At 68.5% G+C, this 15,555-nt stretch carries 17 protein-coding genes (1 of these 17 cut by a window edge); 8 read left to right on the forward strand and 9 right to left on the reverse strand.

What is annotated here, in order from left to right; all coding sequences use genetic code 11:
* The 3 genes in view from QE363_RS00945 to QE363_RS00955 are tightly spaced (at most 54 nt apart) and all read left to right on the forward strand, a layout consistent with a single transcriptional unit that may run on beyond the window.
* Positions 1–24, forward strand: partial view of a glycosyltransferase gene (locus QE363_RS00945; RefSeq protein WP_309690834.1) — the 3' end only. 993 nt of this gene lie to the left of the window's left edge; 24 of the gene's 1,017 nt are visible here — the last part of the coding sequence; the start codon falls outside the window, past its left edge; the stop codon is at positions 22–24.
* Positions 21–1,499, forward strand: a complete 1,479-nt coding sequence (locus tag QE363_RS00950) for an oligosaccharide flippase family protein (protein WP_309690836.1) — start codon at positions 21–23, stop codon at positions 1,497–1,499. Before QE363_RS00945 ends, QE363_RS00950 begins: the two co-directional genes overlap by 4 nt.
* A 54-nt stretch (positions 1,500–1,553) precedes the next feature.
* Positions 1,554–1,832 carry a hypothetical protein gene (locus QE363_RS00955; RefSeq protein WP_309690837.1) on the forward strand — a complete coding sequence of 93 codons (279 nt, stop codon included), beginning with the start codon at positions 1,554–1,556 and terminating at the stop codon, positions 1,830–1,832.
* An 82-nt stretch (positions 1,833–1,914) separates the two neighbouring features.
* On the opposite strand, the gene QE363_RS00960 is transcribed toward QE363_RS00955, so the two are convergent.
* From QE363_RS00960 to QE363_RS00980, 5 genes are all read right to left on the reverse strand, one after another.
* Positions 1,915–2,736, reverse strand: a complete 822-nt coding sequence (locus QE363_RS00960; RefSeq protein WP_309690839.1) for a DUF4167 domain-containing protein — start codon at positions 2,734–2,736, stop codon at positions 1,915–1,917.
* A gap of 284 nt (positions 2,737–3,020) precedes the next feature.
* Positions 3,021–3,830 (reverse strand): peptide chain release factor N(5)-glutamine methyltransferase, encoded by an 810-nt coding sequence (gene prmC / locus QE363_RS00965; RefSeq protein ID WP_309690842.1) that lies wholly within the window; start codon positions 3,828–3,830, stop codon positions 3,021–3,023.
* A gap of 147 nt (positions 3,831–3,977) precedes the next feature.
* Complete coding sequence (prfA, locus tag QE363_RS00970; RefSeq protein WP_307101423.1) at positions 3,978–5,051, reverse strand: peptide chain release factor 1; 1,074 nt, start codon at positions 5,049–5,051, stop codon at positions 3,978–3,980.
* The gene (gene hisS / locus QE363_RS00975) at positions 5,048–6,370 is read right to left on the reverse strand and encodes a histidine--tRNA ligase (protein WP_309690846.1); all 1,323 of its coding nucleotides are present in this window, start codon (positions 6,368–6,370) and stop codon (positions 5,048–5,050) included. Before hisS ends, prfA begins: the two co-directional genes overlap by 4 nt.
* Before the next feature lie 48 nt (positions 6,371–6,418).
* Entirely contained in the window at positions 6,419–7,027 is a 609-nt protein-coding gene (locus tag QE363_RS00980; protein WP_309690849.1) for an isochorismatase family cysteine hydrolase, read from the reverse strand.
* Positions 7,028–7,242: 215 nt separating this feature from the next.
* On the opposite strand from QE363_RS00980, the gene QE363_RS00985 reads away from it, so the two are divergent.
* The 4 genes from QE363_RS00985 to ppa all read left to right on the forward strand — a co-directional run bounded on the left by QE363_RS00985 (position 7,243) and on the right by ppa (position 11,898).
* Positions 7,243–8,439, forward strand: a complete 1,197-nt coding sequence (locus tag QE363_RS00985) for a diguanylate cyclase (protein ID WP_309690852.1) — start codon at positions 7,243–7,245, stop codon at positions 8,437–8,439.
* Positions 8,440–8,540: 101 nt separating this feature from the next.
* Positions 8,541–9,200, forward strand: a complete 660-nt coding sequence (locus QE363_RS00990; RefSeq protein WP_309690853.1) for a DUF1345 domain-containing protein — start codon at positions 8,541–8,543, stop codon at positions 9,198–9,200.
* A 79-nt stretch (positions 9,201–9,279) separates the two neighbouring features.
* The gene (locus QE363_RS00995) at positions 9,280–11,220 is read left to right on the forward strand and encodes a peptidase M61 (RefSeq protein ID WP_309690858.1); all 1,941 of its coding nucleotides are present in this window, start codon (positions 9,280–9,282) and stop codon (positions 11,218–11,220) included.
* Between the two features lie 99 nt (positions 11,221–11,319).
* On the forward strand, positions 11,320–11,898 hold the full coding sequence (ppa, locus tag QE363_RS01000) for an inorganic diphosphatase (RefSeq protein WP_307101436.1): 579 nt from the start codon (positions 11,320–11,322) through the stop codon (positions 11,896–11,898).
* Between the two features lie 345 nt (positions 11,899–12,243).
* Here the strand turns inward: ppa and QE363_RS01005 are convergent, their stop codons facing one another.
* Together QE363_RS01005 and QE363_RS01010 are read right to left on the reverse strand one after the other, a co-directional pair.
* A complete protein-coding gene (locus tag QE363_RS01005; protein ID WP_309690863.1) occupies positions 12,244–12,726 on the reverse strand; it encodes a GNAT family N-acetyltransferase in 483 nt (160 codons plus the stop codon).
* Entirely contained in the window at positions 12,723–13,616 is an 894-nt protein-coding gene (locus QE363_RS01010) for a DMT family transporter (RefSeq protein ID WP_309690869.1), read from the reverse strand. The genes QE363_RS01005 and QE363_RS01010 overlap by 4 nt, the downstream gene beginning before the upstream one ends.
* 153 nt (positions 13,617–13,769) lie before the next feature.
* Here QE363_RS01010 and QE363_RS01015 point away from each other — a divergent pair, with 153 nt between their 5' ends.
* Positions 13,770–14,540: a transporter gene (locus QE363_RS01015; protein ID WP_309690871.1), complete on the forward strand. Its 771-nt coding sequence runs from the start codon at positions 13,770–13,772 to the stop codon at positions 14,538–14,540.
* 257 nt (positions 14,541–14,797) lie between these two features.
* On the opposite strand, the gene QE363_RS01020 is transcribed toward QE363_RS01015, so the two are convergent.
* Together QE363_RS01020 and QE363_RS01025 are read right to left on the reverse strand one after the other, a co-directional pair.
* The gene (locus QE363_RS01020) at positions 14,798–15,103 is read right to left on the reverse strand and encodes a hypothetical protein (RefSeq protein WP_309690874.1); all 306 of its coding nucleotides are present in this window, start codon (positions 15,101–15,103) and stop codon (positions 14,798–14,800) included.
* A gap of 1 nt (position 15,104) precedes the next feature.
* Positions 15,105–15,515, reverse strand: coding sequence for an NUDIX domain-containing protein (locus QE363_RS01025; RefSeq protein ID WP_309690877.1), 411 nt, complete (start codon positions 15,513–15,515; stop codon positions 15,105–15,107).
* Between the last annotated feature and the right edge of the window lie 40 nt (positions 15,516–15,555).

A 15,555-nucleotide genomic window follows, 5' to 3' on the forward strand; every position in this document is an offset into this window, starting at 1 on the left:
GCCCGCGACAGGATCCGCCGATGAGCGGGTCGTCGATCCGGGGCGCCGCGCTCTGGTCGATCGGCGCGCAGTATATCGCCTTTGCGATTCAGTTCGTCGTCAGCGTCCTGATCTCGCGCTTCTTCCTGTCGCCGCCCGAAATGGGACTCTATTCGATTGCGCTGTCCGCCGCGATGATGGTGTCGGTGGTGCAGGATTTCGGCATCAGCCGGTTCGTCGCAGGCGAACGCAACCTGACCGATGCCCAGGTGGAGACGTGCTTTTCGGTCTCGCTGATCTTCGCGCTGGGGATCGGGCTGCTGATCCTGATGCTCGCTTGGCCGCTCGCGCAATTCTACGACAATGCGCGGCTGACCCCGTTGCTGGCGATCATCGCCGGTTCCTATCTGGTCGTCCCCTTCGGCATCGTGCCCAGCGCCATGTTGCAGCGGCGCATGGATTATCACTCGCTGTTCCTGGTCAATGTCGGCGCCGCGATCGTCAATGCGGGCTTTTCGCTGGGGCTGGCCTGGGCGGGCTATTCGGCCTTTTCGCTCGCCTGGGCCGCCGTCGCGCAGCAAGCCACGCGCGCGCTGATCGGCCAGTGGCGCTCGGGCCTTCGTCCGCCCTTTCCGCCCCGGCTGAAGGGCGTCGGGCCGATCCTGCGCTTCGGGTCGAACAGCTCGCTGCTGCATATCAGCGGGGGGATCGGGATGCGCAGCCCCGATCTGGTGATCGGCCGTGTCCTGACCCTGACCGCGGTCGGCCTGTTCGGTCGCGCCTCCAGCCTGGCTGCGCAGTTGCAGATGCTGGTCAGCGGCGCGGTCGACGGCGTCTTCTATCCCGCCTTTGCCCGCCTGCGCGATTCGGGCGCCGATCTGGCCGCGCCCTATCAGCGGGTGGTCGCCGCCTATAGCGCGGTGACCTGGCCCGCCATGGCGTTCCTGGCCGCCGCCGCGACGCCGATCGTGCTGATGCTCTATGGCCCGCGCTGGGCGGGGGTGGCCCCGCTCCTCGTTTGGATCGCGATCGGGCAGATCTTCATGGCGGCGCTGCCGCTGCATATCGAGCTGCCCATCGTGCTGGGACGGATTCGCAAGCTGGTGGTGTTCAACATGCTCGATACCGCCGCGTCGATCGGGCTGCTGCTCCTGGGCGCGATGGCGGGGCTGGAGGCGGCCGCGGCCTCGCGCGTCGGCTATGGCATTGCCTGGTTCCTGATCTATGTCGGGCTGATGCGGCGGCTGACCGGCTTTGCCTGGCGCGCGATGCTGGTCATCTATGCGCAGAGCCTGGTCGGTGCGCTGGCCACCGTCGTGCCGCTGCTGGCGCTGTACCATTGGGTCGCGGCGCCCGAGGCGATGGGGCTGGGCCTGCTGGGGCTGGCGGCGGCGGCGGGGGTGCTGGCGTGGCTGGTAGTGGTCTATGCGCTGCGGCATCCGATCCGGCTGGAGATCAACGCCATTGCCGGCGGCGTCCTGGCGCGGTTGCCGGTGCGGCGGTCCGGGCTGGGCGTCTGACCGACGCGGCCGGAGCGGCTTGTCCGGGCGCGGCGCTGCACCCATAGTCGGGCCATGGCCCCTCCCCCATCCGGTCTGGACGATCCCGAACAGGCGGCCTTCGCCTGGGCGCGGTTCCGCGCGATCATGGCATGGATGACGCTGGCCGCCGCCGTGGCGGTCTGCTTCGCGCTGGTCGTGCTGGCGGAGGTCTATGGCCCGCTCAACCCCGTCACCATGCTGGGGGTGATCGGCGGGATCGGCGGCATGGTGATGCTGACCGGCGCGCTGATGGGGCTGGTCTTCCTCAGCTCGGGAACCGGCCATGACGAGGAGGTCGACCGGCGCGATTGAGTGCCCCACGCCCGCCATTCCATGAAAAAGGCCGGCCGTCGCGGGGTGCGACGACCGGCCTTTTCGTTCCGTCCGGGCGGTATCAGCCCGCCGCGGCTTCCGGCTCGACCGGAGCGGCGGCGCGGACACGGCGACGGCGGGGCTTTTCCTCGACGGGAGCCTCGCTGTCGGCCACCGGGCTCAGCGCGGGCGGCAGGCGATCGGCGTCGAAGCCGGCCGCTTCCGCGCCGTCCTGCGCCTGCGCCTCTGCCGGGCGTTCGCGACGCGGGCGACCGCGACGGCGGGGCGCTTCGGCCTCGGCGGTCGGCTCGGCGACCTCGACACTTGCGGCCACGGCGGGCTGCACCTCTTCGGCCATCACCGGCTGTTCGGTGCGGGCCGGGCGGCGGTCGTCCCGGCGCGGGCGATCCTCACGGTCACGGCTCTCACGATCGCGGCTCTCTCGGTCACGACGGGGGCGATCGTCGCGGCTGCGCTCTTCGCGCGGCTGGCGTTCGCGACGCGGCTCCGCCTCGCCCTGCATCTCGCCGGGGCGGATGGGATCGCCCTCGTCGCCATAATCCTCGTCGCCGCCATCGAAGCCGTCGTCAAAGCCGTCGTCGCGCGATTCCTCGCGCTGGCGACGCTGATTCTGCTCCTCGAAGCGCGAGCGGCTTTCGCTCAACACCCGGAAATAGTGATCGGCGAACTGCCAATAATATTCGGTGTTGACCCGGTCACCCTGACGCTGCGCCTCGGCCGCCAGATTCTTGTACTTTTCGTACAGCTGGTTGGCGTTACCGCGCGCGCGGTTGTCGATGCGATTGCCATTGTCGGGACGACCGGGATTGCCACCCGGGCGCTGCCCACCATTATTGCCGCCACCACGACCGCGACGGCGGCCGGCCTGCCGATTATTGATCAAGCTGTTCGTCCTTAGTCGTCAAACCAACAAGGTCCACTTTTCCCGGCACCGCGCGCGTCCCGCACGATGCGAAGCTCTGGCGCCCAACGGGCGCTTGCCACGGCCGCCGGACAGCAGCGACTGCATGACGAAGGGTACGGGCATCGGCCCGACATCGACGATGCCCAACCACGTCGTGTCCCGAAAACACGGTGCAAGCCGTCGATGTTCGCGTGCCCCTGTGCGCGCTGTAGCGGGTCGGGGGCCGGTCCTACAAGTGAAATATGGGGCATCGTCGGGAATGTTCAATGCGCCAGCAGCGCGCGCGGGCGGCCGCCCAGATCGCGGTGCAGCGCCACCCGGAATCCCTGCGCTTCCAGAAGCATGGTCACGGCGGGCGCCTGTTCGTGCCCGATCTCGACCACCGCCGCCCCGCCGGGGGCGAGCAGGCGGCGCAGTTCGGGGGCGAGCAGACGATAGTCGTCCAGCCCTTCCGGCCCCGCGAACAGCGCCGAGCCGGGCTCGTAATCGCGCACCTCGGGCGAGAGGATCTCGTCGGTGCCGATATAGGGCGGATTGGTGACGATGCAGTCGAACGCGCCGGTCAGCGCCGCCGCCCAGTCGCCCCGTACGAACCGCGCGCGATCGGCCAGCCCGCAGGCAGCGGCATTGGCGAGCGCATAGTCCAGCGCCTGCGCAGAGCGATCCACGCCCAGCCCGACCGCGTCCCGCCACTCGTCGAGTAGCGCCAGCAGCAAAGTCCCCGGCCCGGTGCCCAGATCCAGCACCGTGGCGGGCGGGCAACCCTTGAAATGGGCCAGCGCCGCGTCGATCAGCGTTTCGCTGTCCACACGCGGCACCAGCGCGCCGGGGCCGACCGCCAGGTCCAGCGTCCAGAAGCCGCGCGTGCCGGTGATATAGGCGATGGGCTCCTGCACGGCGCGGCGTTCGACCAGCGGCCAGAAGCTGTCGGGGACGGCGCGGCTCAGGTCGAGCAGCAGCGCGTTGCGCTCGATCCCCAAGGCATGGGCGAGCAGCAGTTCGGCATCGAGCCGCGCGGTGGGGGAAAAGGCGAAACGCTCGGCGGCCTGTAGGAGCGCGGTGCGGGCGTCCACTAAACTGTTCCTACCACCCCGGCGCAGGCCGGGGTCCAGTCTCTACCGGCCCTTGGTCGACACCCATCGCGCATCTCAGGCGACAGGGTAGCTGGACCCCGGCCTTCGCCGGGGTGGTGTGAATGGAGGAAAGAGGAACGTCTGCCCTCACCCATCGAGCGCGGCGAGCCGTTCGGCCTCATCCTCCGCCAGCAGCGCGCCGACCAGTTCGTCCAGCTCGCCCTCCAGGATTTCGGGCAGGCGGTGGAGCGTCAGGTTGATCCGGTGATCGGTCACGCGGCCTTGCGGGAAATTATAGGTGCGGATCCGCTCCGACCGGTCGCCCGAGCCGACCATCGACCGCCGCGTGCCCGCCCGCTCCGCCGCCAGCCGCTCGCGCTCCGCCTCGTAGAGCCGGGTCCGCAGCACCTTCATCGCCTTGGCGCGGTTCTTGTGCTGCGAGCGTTCGTCCTGCTGGATCACGACCAGCCCGCTCGGGATATGGGTGATGCGGATCGCCGAGTCGGTGGTGTTGACGTGCTGCCCGCCCGCGCCCGACGAGCGATAGATGTCGATGCGCAGATCCTTGTCGTCGATCTGGAGGTCGACCTCCTCCGCTTCCGGAAGCACCGCGACGGTCGCCGCCGAGGTGTGGATGCGCCCGCCCGATTCGGTGACCGGCACGCGCTGGACCCGGTGGACGCCCGATTCGAACTTCAGCTTGGCGAAGACGCCCGCGCCCGCGACCGAGGCGACGACTTCCTTGTAACCGCCCGTATCGGGGACCGAGGCGGAGATGACCTCGACCCGCCAGCCCTGCCGTTCGGCATAGCGCTGGTACATGCGGAACAGGTCGCCCGCGAACAGCGCCGCCTCGTCGCCGCCGGTCCCGGCGCGGATTTCCAGCATCGCCGCGCGCTCGTCGGCGGCGTCGCGGGGCAGCAGCGCCAGCGCCAGATGGCGATCCGCCTCGGCCAGCGCGGTGCGGTTGGCATGGAGTTCCTCCGCCGCCAGCTCGCGTAATTCGTCGTCGCCGTCCTGCGTCATGAAGGTCAGGCTGTCGGCTTCCTGCCGCAACCGGCGCACTTCAGCGGCGGCGTTGGCGACCGGCTCCAGCTCGGCATATTCCTTCGACACCGCGACGAAACGGTCCGAGGGCAGGTCGCCGGTCGCCATCATCGCCTGCAATTCGTCGCGCCGCGCCTCGATCTGCGCGATGCGTTCGGCGGAGATGGTCTTCATGCGATGGTCAGACGCTGCGCCAATGGAGGGAGCGTCTCGCCATGAGCCTCGGCGATCTCGTCCTCGAACAACAGGTCGGACAGGCCCTGCGCCGCCCCGTCGAGCGAGACGGTCGCCTGCTCGCCGGTCTTCAGCGCCTTCACCTGCACCTGGCCGTTCGCCAGCTCGTCATCGCCCAGGATCAGCGCATAGCGGGCGCCCTGGTCGTTCGCCTTGGCCATGCGGCGCTTCATATTGCCGCGAAACGCCATGTCGGTGGCGACGCCCGCCCGGCGCAGTTCCGCGACCAGGCCGGTCGCGCGCAGCTCCGCCGCCGCGCCCATCGGCACGACGACCGCGTCGATGACCGGCTTGGCGGGCTCGTCGAGCAGCATCGCCAGCCGCTCGACCCCCGCCGCCCAGCCCACGCCCGCCGTGGCGGGACCGCCCAGCGACTCGATCAACCCGTCATAGCGACCACCCGCCAGCACGGTCCCTTGCGAGCCCAGCCGGTCGGTCACGAACTCGAAGGCGGTGTGGCGATAATAATCGAGACCGCGCACCAGCCGCGCATTGCGCGTCCAGGCGACGCCCGCCGCGTCCAGCCCCGCCGTCACCGCCTCGAAGAAGGCGCGCGCCTCGGGCGTCAGATAGGCGTCGATATCGGGCGCGGCATCGGCGATCGGTCGGTCGCGCGGGTCCTTCGAATCGAGGATGCGCAACGGATTCTTCTCCAGCCGCACCAGGCTGTCCTCGGACAGCTGGTCGCGATGCGCCTCGAAATGCGCGACCAGCGCGTCGCGCCAGGCATCGCGGGTCTCGGCATCGCCCAGCGTGTTGAGCTGGAGCGTCACGCCCTCGGCGATGCCCAGGTCGCGCAGCAGCTGGTCGGCCATCACCAGCAGCTCGACATCCGCCGCCGGTTCGGCCGCGCCGAGGATTTCGGCGTCGATCTGGTGGAACTGGCGATACCGCCCCTTTTGCGGGCGCTCATAGCGGAACACCGGGCCCGAGGTGACGAGCTTCAGCGGCGCATATTGCTGCCACCCCTCGGTCAGATAGGCGCGCGCAATCCCCGCAGTGAATTCGGGGCGCAGGGTCAGCAGGTCGCCGCCGCGATCGGGGAAGGTGTACATCTCCTTCGACACGACATCGGTCGTCTCGCCGATCGAGCGGGCAAAGACCTGCGTATCCTCGAACACCGGCAGGTCGAGCCGCTGGAAGGCGTAGAGGCCATGGACATGCTCGAAGGTGGCCAGCACCTGCGCAAAGCGGCGCTGCTCGTCGCCGAAGATGTCCTGCGTGCCGCGCACGCGCTTGGGGGTTTCGATCCGTGCCATAGAGGTGGCGCTATCTAAGGTAGCGAAGCCCCGCGCGCTAGAGTGCGATCACGCGCCCGGGGATAGCCAGTCGGCCAGCGCCAGTTCGTCGGTCGGCCGGGTCTCGGCGCACATGCTGTGCCGCATGATCTCCAGCGCCCAGCGGCGATGCGCGTCGCTCTCGCTCGCCACCGCGTCGCCCGGCACCCACAGGTCATACTCGCGCATATGCGCGTCGGCGGCGGTGAACAGCACGCAGATGTCGGCGGCCACCCCGGTCAGGATGACGCGCGTCACCCCCAGTTGCGGCAGCAGGACGGGCAGGTTGGTCGCGTAGAAACCCGAAAATTGCGGCTTCACCACGAAATAGTCGCGGTCGCGCGGCCGGAGCGCGGCGATCAGCGCGCGGCCCGGACTGTCCTCGCGGTCGCAATGTGTGATGATCGAGGAGCGTTCGGAATGCCAATGGCCGAAATTGTCGTTGACGTAGATCACCGGCACCCCGGCCTCGTCCGCCGCATCGCGCAGCGCCACGATCCGCTGCGCCGCCGCCTCGGCCGGTTCGCGCAAATCCTCGCCGCCCTCGAAATCGAGATCGTTGATCATGTCGATGACGATCAGCGCGGCGGCATGGGGGGCGGACGTGCCGCTCGGCAAGGGGGTGGCGGGTTCGGACATGCCCCCTGCATGTCATACCGCCGGAGGCAAGGCGTTGATCTGGCCCAAGTTCCGACCCGAAAGCGCCGTGACCGGATGCCGCCTCGAACAGAATGGCGGGTCGCCCGTTCGTCGCGGCCGGACAGGACGGGATTCACCGCCGCGAAAGCCAAATCTGTGTCTATAACCTATGGTTTACCGTCGTCGCCCTAGGACGCGGTCAGCCGGAGTGCCTGATGCCCGATCGACCCGCTTTGGAGGATGCGCTTTCCAGGCTGACGTCCTCGATCCGCCTGACCCCGCGCCTCGAGCGGGACTTCGACCGCTATCGCGCCGATAGCGTGCGCAGCCAGGTCGTCTATGTCCTCGCCACGCTTCTGGTCCTGACGCTGTTCGGTGTGATCGTGGACATGCGCGTGGGGGTGCTGGCGCTATCCCTCTATTGGAAGCTCAGCGTACAACTGCCCTCCATCGTGCTGGCGCTGATCCTTGTCGGGCAGCGGCGGATTCCGCCCCATCTGATATGGCTTGCCGGTGCCATCCCGTTCGTCATCACGGTCGGCCTCGTCACCCGGCTCTCGCTGGCGGTCCCGTCGCCCATGGCCGAGCAGTTGAGCACGACGGCACTGGCGACGGCCTTCACCGCCAATCTGATCCTGCCGATCAAGGTGCGTCCCGCGATCCTCGTCGCGCTCGCCAACATGGTCGTCTATCTTGGACTGCCGCTTGCCATCGCGCCACGGACGCTGCTTTTCCAGTCGGTCGACATCCTGGCCTTCCACGCCGCCATGATCCTGGCGACGCCGATCGGCGCCTATTTCAACGAGCGGGTGCAGAAGCAGAGTTTCCTGCTGACCCTGATCCAGCAGCGCCAGAGCAGCGAGCTGGAGGCGGCGGTCGAGGAACTGACCCGCATGTCGCATCGCGATCCGCTGACCGGCGCGGGCAACCGGCGCAGCATGGACATACGCTATGCCCGATTGCGGCAGACCGCCCGGATGCGGGGGGACGCGATCCGCCTGATCCTGATCGATGTCGATCATTTCAAGCTGTTCAACGACGCCGCCGGCCACGCCGCCGGCGACCGGTGCCTGCAGGCCGTGACCAAGGCCATTGCCCGCGGCGCGAACTGCCCGATCGAGATGGTGACGCGGTTCGGCGGCGAGGAATTCGCGCTGCTGCTGCCATGGGAAGAGATCGATATCGCGGAGGGCATCCGCCGCCAGGTCGAGGCCATGGCCCTGCCGCATCCGGGCCTGCCCCCCGGCCGGGTCGTCACGGTCAGCATCGGGCAAGCCTGTCTCGACCCGGGGCGTAGCGACGCCACGCAGGACGACCTCTTCCGCTGGGCGGACGAAGCGCTCTATCGGGCCAAGCGCGACGGACGCAATCGGGTGGCGATCGCGGATGAGGGCGCGCGCGCGGCGGGTTGACGCCTGCGGCGCATCCGGGCCGTGCCGGGATTTCGGACGGCCGCGACAGACGTCGCCATTGTCACTGGCCGATCCCGCCCGCGTCCGGGTAGATCGCTCCCATGACCATCACACGCTGGCAACGGCTGCAACGTCGTATCGGGGACCGGATCGCACCGCCGCGATTCGTGCTGTTCGGGTTCGTCCTGATCGTGGCGGCGGCGCTGCTGATTCCGCCGCTGGGTCTGACGCGGGGCATTCTTGCCGGGTTCGATGCCGCCGCGATCCTGTTCATTGGTTCGCTGGTCCCGCTGCTGAAACAGGGACAGGCGGCCACGATGCGCCGCCGCGCCGCACGCAACGACGCCAACCGCGCGGTGCTGCTCGTCTTTTGCGGGATCGTGCTGTTCGTCGTCCTGGTCGCGGTCGGCGGCGAGTTGCGCGGGCGGAGCAGCCTCGTCACCATCGCACTGGTCGTGGCCACGCTGATCCTGGCCTGGCTGTTCTCCAACATCGTCTATGCGCTGCATTATGCGCATCTCTTCTACAGCGCGGGCGACAAGGGCGATGCGGGCGGCCTGCAATTCCCCGACACCGCCGAGCCGGATTACTGGGATTTCCTGTATTTCTCGGTGACGCTGGGCATGACCTTCCAGACCAGCGACGTCTCGATCGCCTCGCGCCGGATGCGCCGCGTGGTGACGGGCCAGTGCCTGGCGGCGTTCATCTTCAACCTCGGCGTCATCGCCTTCACGGTCAACGTGCTGGGCGGCGGGAGCTGAGCCGGGCAAAAGGGTCTGGACGACTGGCCTATCGGGTGCCTAACCTGCCGGCGTCTCTCTTCGCCGCAAAAGGCTCCCCATGATCCGTACCGCGTTTCGTTCGATTGTCGTCGCCTCGCTGCTCGCCTCGGCCGCTGCCGCCCCGCTCTACGTGGCGAACGCCCAGGTGCCGCCGGGCAATTCCGCGCCCGCCGCGCAGGCCCCGTTCGTCAACACCATCCCCGACGCGGTCGACACCCCCTATCCGGGCACGATCAAGCTGGTGGTCGACGCCACCGACACCGAGCGCGGCATCTTCCGCGTGAAGGAGACGATCCCGGTCGCCAAGGCCGGGCCGATGGCGCTGCTCTTCCCGAAATGGCTGCCCGGCGCGCATTCCCCGCGCGGCGAGATCGAGAAGCTGGCGGGCCTGGTCATCCGCGCCAACGGGCAGATCCTGCCCTGGACCCGCGACCCGGTCGACGTCTTCGCCTTCCATATCGACGTGCCCGCGGGCGCGGCGCAGCTCGACCTGGAGTTCCAGTTCCTGTCGGCGACCAAGCCCGATCAGGGCCGCGTCGCGGTCACCCCGACGATGATCTCGCTGCAACCCAATTCGGTCAGCCTCTATCCGGCGGGCTATTATACCCGCCAGATCCCGATCCAGATGACCGCCACCTTCCCGACCGGCTGGACCGCCGCGGGCGCGGTGCCGTCCAAGGCGTCGGGTTCAACCTACACCTATGACACGACCAATTACGAGATCTTGGTCGATTCGCCGGTGCTGGCGGGCAAATATGGCAAGGTCTTCCCGCTGACCCCGCGCGTCAACCTGAACGTCTTTGCCGACAATCCCGCCGAACTGGCCGCCAAGCCCGACCAGATCGAGGCGCACCGGCGACTGGTCGAACAGGCGGTCAAGACCTTCGGCGCGGAGCATTACGACCATTATGAATTCCTGCTGTCGATCAGCGACCAGCTGGGCGGCATCGGGCTGGAGCATCACCGCTCGTCCGAGAATGGCGTGACGCCGGGCTATTTCACCGAGTGGAATGCCGGGCCGGGCCGCCGCAACCTGTTGCCGCACGAATTTACCCATAGCTGGGACGGCAAGTTCCGGCGCGGCGCGGACCTCTGGACCCCCGATTATCGCGCGCCGATGCGCGACTCGCTGCTGTGGGTCTATGAGGGGCAGACCCAGTTCTGGGGCTATGTCCTCCAGGCCCGGTCGGGCATGGTGTCGAAGCAGGATACGCTGGACCAGTACGCCTCGATCCTCGCCATCTACGACACCGCGCCCGCGCGTCAGTGGCGCAACCTGGTCGACACCACCAACGACCCGATCATCTCGGCGCGCAAGCCCAAGGGCTGGACCAGCTGGCAGCGGTCGGAGGATTATTACAACGAAGGGCTGATGGTCTGGATGGAGGTCGATGCGATGCTCCGCCAGAAGTCGAACGGCACCAAGTCGATCGACGATTTTGCCAAGGCCTTTTTCGGCATCCGCAACGGCGACTGGGGCGAGGTGACCTACACCTTCGACGATGTGGCGGCCACGCTGAACAAGATCGTCCCCTATGACTGGGCCGATTTCCTGCGCCGCCGCATCACCGAGACGGGCCAGCCCGCCCCGATCCAGGGCTTTGCGATGAACGGCTACAAGCTGGTCTATACGCCCGAGCCCACCGCGACCTTCAAGCAGGGCGAGAAGAACAGCACCAATGTCAGCTATTCGCTGGGCATGATCGTGTCGAACAGCGGCGAAGTGACCAGCTCGATTTGGGACAGTCCCGCGTTCAAGGCGGGGATCGATGTCGGCACGCAAATCCAGGCGGTCAACGGCGAGAGCTATTCGGGCGATCGCCTGAAGGCCGCGATCCTGGCCGCCAAGGACCCGGCCAAGCCGGTCAAGTTGGTGATAAAGAACCAGGATGTCTTCCGCGACGTCACGCTCGCCTATACCGGCGGCCCGCGTTATCCGCGTCTGGAAAAGGTCGGCACCGGCGAAACCGGGCTCGATCGTCTTCTGAAGGCGCGCTGAGGACATCTATCGACAGGGCATGGCGGGTTGCGCTATCGCGCCCGCCATTGTTTTTGCACCGGAACTTGTATCCGGCCCCCTGGCAGAGAAAGACTGACCATGCGTATCGACCTCATTCCCGTCGGCAAGAGCCCGCCCGATGACCTCAATGTCGTGATCGAGGTGCCCACCGGCGGCGAGCCCGTGAAGTACGAGTTCGACAAGGCGAGCGGCGCCCTGTTCGTCGACCGCATCCTGCACACGCCGATGCGCTATCCGGCCAATTACGGCTTCGTGCCGCACACCCTGTCGCCCGACGGCGATCCGCTCGACGCGCTGGTCGTGTCGCGCTCGCCCTTCATCCCGGGCTGCGTCGTGCGCGCGCGTCCGATCGCGGTGCTGAACCTGGAAGACGAAGCCGGCGGCGACGAGAAGCTGGTCTGCGTGCCGGTCGACTCGACCTTCCCCTATTACTCGAATGTCGGCGGTCGCGACGACCTGCCCGAGATCGTGTTCCAGCAGATCGAGCACTTCTTCACCCATTACAAGGATCTGGAGAAGAAGAAGTGGGTGCGCATCGGCACCTGGGGCGACCGCGACGAAGCGCGCCGCATCACCCTGGAAGCGATCGAGCGTTACGAGGCCGCCAAGGCCAAGGGCGAAGAGCCGCACGACCACGACGTGCCCGGCCGCGAATAATCCCTTTTCGGATTTCGCTTCGAAGAACGCCCCGGTGCCACCCGCACCGGGGCGTTTTTTATCGTCGGCGGGTGGGGTCGGGACCCGGGAACCGCGTTCCGATTCCTCTCCTCCCTTCACGCTGAGCGAAGTCGAAGCGCACGCACCATCCGCGCGGCTTGGCGACGGCAATCCCTTGGCCTTCGACTTCGCTCAGGCTGAACGGAGCGAAGAGGGTGCGGCGGGCAGGAAGAATGGTTCGCGCGGAGGCGCGGAGAACGCGGAGGTGTCTTGCCTGCCGCTACCCCAATTTCCAAACAATCGGCCAGAGAGGACATAGCCAGGCGCGCCTCCGGACGAACCCGATCACCGCCCCGCCAGTTTCTCCAGCGCCTCGCCCGACACGCGCTGCACCGTCCATTCCGCCATCGGCTGCGCACCCATCGCGCGGTAGAATTCGACCGCGGGCGTGTTCCAGTCGAGCACCGACCATTCGAACCGCGCCCAGCCCCGATCGCGCGCGATGCCCGCCAGATGGACCAGCAGCGCCTTGCCCACCCCGCCCCCGCGCGCGGTGGGCGTGACGTAGAGGTCCTCCAGATACAGGCCGCGCCGCCCGCCGGTCCAGGTCGAGAAATTGGCGAAGAACAGCGCAAAGCCGATCGCCATGCCGTCGCGCTCGGCGATCACCGCCTCGGCGGCGGGGTGTTCGCCGAACAGCGCCTCCGCCAGCATCGGCTCGGTGGCGTGGACGGCATCGGGCTCGCGCTCGAACGCCGCCAGTTCGCGCACGAAGCCCAGGATGGTCGCGCTATCGCTGGGCCGGGCGGCCCGGATGGTCGTCGTCATAGTCCCGCCTCGCTCTGCGGCCCCGGCCCGGGCCGCCGCACCGCGACGACGCAGCCCCCGATGATCGCCGCCGCCCCGACCAGCGTGAACGGCGACACGCGCTCGCCGAACACCGCATAGCCGAGCAGCGCGGCCCAGACGAAGGCGGTATATTCGACCGGCGCGAGGATCTGTGCCTCCGCGCGCGCATAGGCCCAGGCGAGCAGCAGCGCCGACAGGCTGCCCAGCGCCGCCGCGATGACGATGGCGGGCCATTGCGCCGTGGCGGGCCAGCCCGAGACGAAGGGCGCGGCGGGCAGCATCAGCACCGCGATCACCAGCATGGTGAACAGCGCGACCTCGACCGGCCCCGCCACCTGCGCCTGACGCCGCAGCAGCACCAAGCTGACCGCATAGAGGATCGAGGCGGCGAGGATCGCCAGCGAGCCCAGCACCGTCTCGGTCGAGGCCTGCGCCTGCACCTCGCCCGCCGCGATCACCAGCACCCCCACGCCCGCGATCAGCGAAACCAGGATCGCGGCGCGCCGGATTCGCTCGCCCAGCGTGAAGGCCGCCAGGAACAGCGCGATCAGCGGCGCGAGAAAGGTCAGCGCAATGCTCTGCGCCATCGGCACCCGCGCCAGCCCCCAGAAGAACAGCAACACCGAGGCGCCCCCGGTCGCGCCGCGCGCGACATGCAGGGCCAGCGCCTGCCGCCCCGGCCAGCGCCCGCCCCGCGCCAGGAACAGCGCGCCGGTCAGCACCACCCCGACCCAGGACCGCCACAGCACCGCGCTATAGGCGCCGCTGTCGATCGACAGCCGCTTCATCAGCGTGTCCATCACCGAATAGATGGCGATGCCCAGCGCCGCGGCGCCGAAGGCGATGACGGGGGACGTGCGCGCGCTCATGCCCGTGGCGATAACGGGGACGGCTCCGAAAGGCGAGAGGAGCCGATTGCCGACCTCTCCCACCGCAAGGGTGAGGGTGCGCCGATGATCGGATGAAATCCAACCCCGCATCCGTTGCCCCCGCAAACACCGATGCAAAAAGGGATGACGGGCATGAAGACGGCATGGATCGCAACGGGTCTGGCCATGATGCTGGCGGCACCGGCGGGGGCGCAGGTCACCGCGACGGTCGGGGCGGACTATGCCTCGGGCCGCTATGGCACCGGACAGCGTGTGGATACCGCCAGCACGTCGCTGGGCCTGCGGGCCAAGCGCAAGCGGGTGACGGTGTTCGCCGCGCTGCCGGTGGTGCAGGTGGACGCGCCGGGCAATGTCGTCGCGCCCGGCGGGCCGCTGGGCCTGCCCATCTTCGTCGACCCCACCCGCCCGGCCACGCGCGTCAGGCGCAGCGGGCTGGGCGATGCGGTGGTGGGGGCGTCGGTCCAGCTGGTCGCGCCGCGCCCGCACCATCTGGCGCTGGCCCTGACCGGCAGCGCCAAGCTGCCCACCGCCTCGGCCGCGCGCGGCCTGGGGACGGGCAAGACCGATTATTCGATCGGGGCGGAAGCCGCTGTGCCCGGCAAGGTCACGCCCTTTGCCGCGATCGGCCACAGCTTTGTCGGGCAGCCCGACGGCTATGCCCTGCGCGACGTGACCAGCGCGCGGGGCGGCGTGGCGGTCCGCATGGGCAAGGCGAGCGAGGTCAGCGTCTCGTACAACTATGCCTCGCGCGCCAGCGACCAGAGCGCCGACCGGCAGGAGATCGGCGCGGGGCTGGACACCGCACTGTCGCAGCGCCTGTCGCTGGGCATCCAGGGCAGCGCCGGGGTCAGCCGGGGTGCCCCCGATGCCGGAGCGGGGGTTCGGCTGGGCCTGCGGCTATAGCCCGAATCGACATTCAGGACTGCTTCTTCCCCTCTCCCCTGGACAGGGGAGAGGGTTAGCGAAGCTTGCCAGCCTGCTGGCTAGCGCAGCTTGGGTGAGGGGTACAGCGAGCCCAAAGGCTCGCGCGCTACGCGCATCCACCCCTCACCCAGCTCCGACTAAGCCTTTGCTTTCGCAAAGGCCAAGTCTGCGCAACCCTCTCCCCTCTACGAGGGGCGAGGGACGGAAAGGCATCGCTGAATGGCGATCCGCCCTGGTCAGGCGTCGGGTTTGGCCGGATTCGGGTCCGGGCCGAAATATTCATATCGATAGCGTTTCAGACCGCGCCCGATACATTCGACGCTGGGCGCGGCCCGGATTTCGGTTTCCTGCGCGGCATCGGTGTAGCGGAAGCGGACATAGGGCAGGCCGCTGCGCGCCGTCTTGAACTCGGTCGGGGTCACGCCGCACCGGGCGGCCAGTCGAGCAAAGGCGCGCTTGGTCAGCAACGGCTTCTCGGTCTTGGTCGTGACGCAACCCGACAGGATCAACGCGCCCGCCATCATCGCCACGCCCCGCCGCATGTCATTCCCCCCTGCCCGTGCCGCCCCGCCACCATGGCAGGATGTGGTCTCGAAGCAACGGCGCCAGCGGCAGGGTTTCGACCGAGCGGCCATCGACCCAGATCGCCTCCTCGATCTCGGCGGCGGGCACCGGGTCATGGTCGACGGTCAGGTGAAAGACCGTGGCGTCGACCCGGTGCCCCGGCTCATTGGCCGCCGCCGCCGAGAATCGCCCGATCGGGCGCAGCGCCGATTCGGCGACCGTCAGCCCGATCTCCTCGTCCAGTTCGCGGATCAGCGCGGCGGCGGCGTCCTCGCCAGGTTCGATCTTGCCGCCCGCCTGCATGAACCAGCGGGTGCCCGCCTTGCGCACCAGCAGGATGCGCCCGCTTCCGTCTTCGATCAGGGCGGCGGCGATGCGGATGACGGTCATGCCCGCATCGTAACGAAACCCATTCCTTCCCCGCAAGGAG

The sequence above is a fragment of the Sphingomonas sp. SORGH_AS_0870 genome, assembly GCF_031453175.1.
Classification (GTDB): domain Bacteria; phylum Pseudomonadota; class Alphaproteobacteria; order Sphingomonadales; family Sphingomonadaceae; genus Sphingomonas.

Bases quoted from the DNA above. Each gene is read 5' to 3' on its own strand.
- prfA (WP_307101423.1), bottom strand. From the start codon at position 5,051: ATGAAGACCATCTCCGCCGAACGCATCGCGCAGATCGAGGCGCGGCGC.
- hisS (WP_309690846.1), bottom strand. From the start codon at position 6,370: ATGGCACGGATCGAAACCCCCAAGCGCGTGCGCGGCACGCAGGACATC.
- QE363_RS00950 (WP_309690836.1), top strand. From the start codon at position 21: ATGAGCGGGTCGTCGATCCGGGGCGCCGCGCTCTGGTCGATCGGCGCG.
- QE363_RS01015 (WP_309690871.1), top strand. From the start codon at position 13,770: ATGAAGACGGCATGGATCGCAACGGGTCTGGCCATGATGCTGGCGGCA.
- QE363_RS00995 (WP_309690858.1), top strand. From the start codon at position 9,280: ATGATCCGTACCGCGTTTCGTTCGATTGTCGTCGCCTCGCTGCTCGCC.
- QE363_RS01020 (WP_309690874.1), bottom strand. From the start codon at position 15,103: ATGCGGCGGGGCGTGGCGATGATGGCGGGCGCGTTGATCCTGTCGGGT.
- QE363_RS00990 (WP_309690853.1), top strand. From the start codon at position 8,541: ATGACCATCACACGCTGGCAACGGCTGCAACGTCGTATCGGGGACCGG.
- QE363_RS01005 (WP_309690863.1), bottom strand. From the start codon at position 12,726: ATGACGACGACCATCCGGGCCGCCCGGCCCAGCGATAGCGCGACCATC.
- QE363_RS00985 (WP_309690852.1), top strand. From the start codon at position 7,243: ATGCCCGATCGACCCGCTTTGGAGGATGCGCTTTCCAGGCTGACGTCC.
- ppa (WP_307101436.1), top strand. From the start codon at position 11,320: ATGCGTATCGACCTCATTCCCGTCGGCAAGAGCCCGCCCGATGACCTC.
- QE363_RS01025 (WP_309690877.1), bottom strand. From the start codon at position 15,515: ATGACCGTCATCCGCATCGCCGCCGCCCTGATCGAAGACGGAAGCGGG.
- QE363_RS00980 (WP_309690849.1), bottom strand. From the start codon at position 7,027: ATGTCCGAACCCGCCACCCCCTTGCCGAGCGGCACGTCCGCCCCCCAT.
- QE363_RS00955 (WP_309690837.1), top strand. From the start codon at position 1,554: ATGGCCCCTCCCCCATCCGGTCTGGACGATCCCGAACAGGCGGCCTTC.
- QE363_RS01010 (WP_309690869.1), bottom strand. From the start codon at position 13,616: ATGAGCGCGCGCACGTCCCCCGTCATCGCCTTCGGCGCCGCGGCGCTG.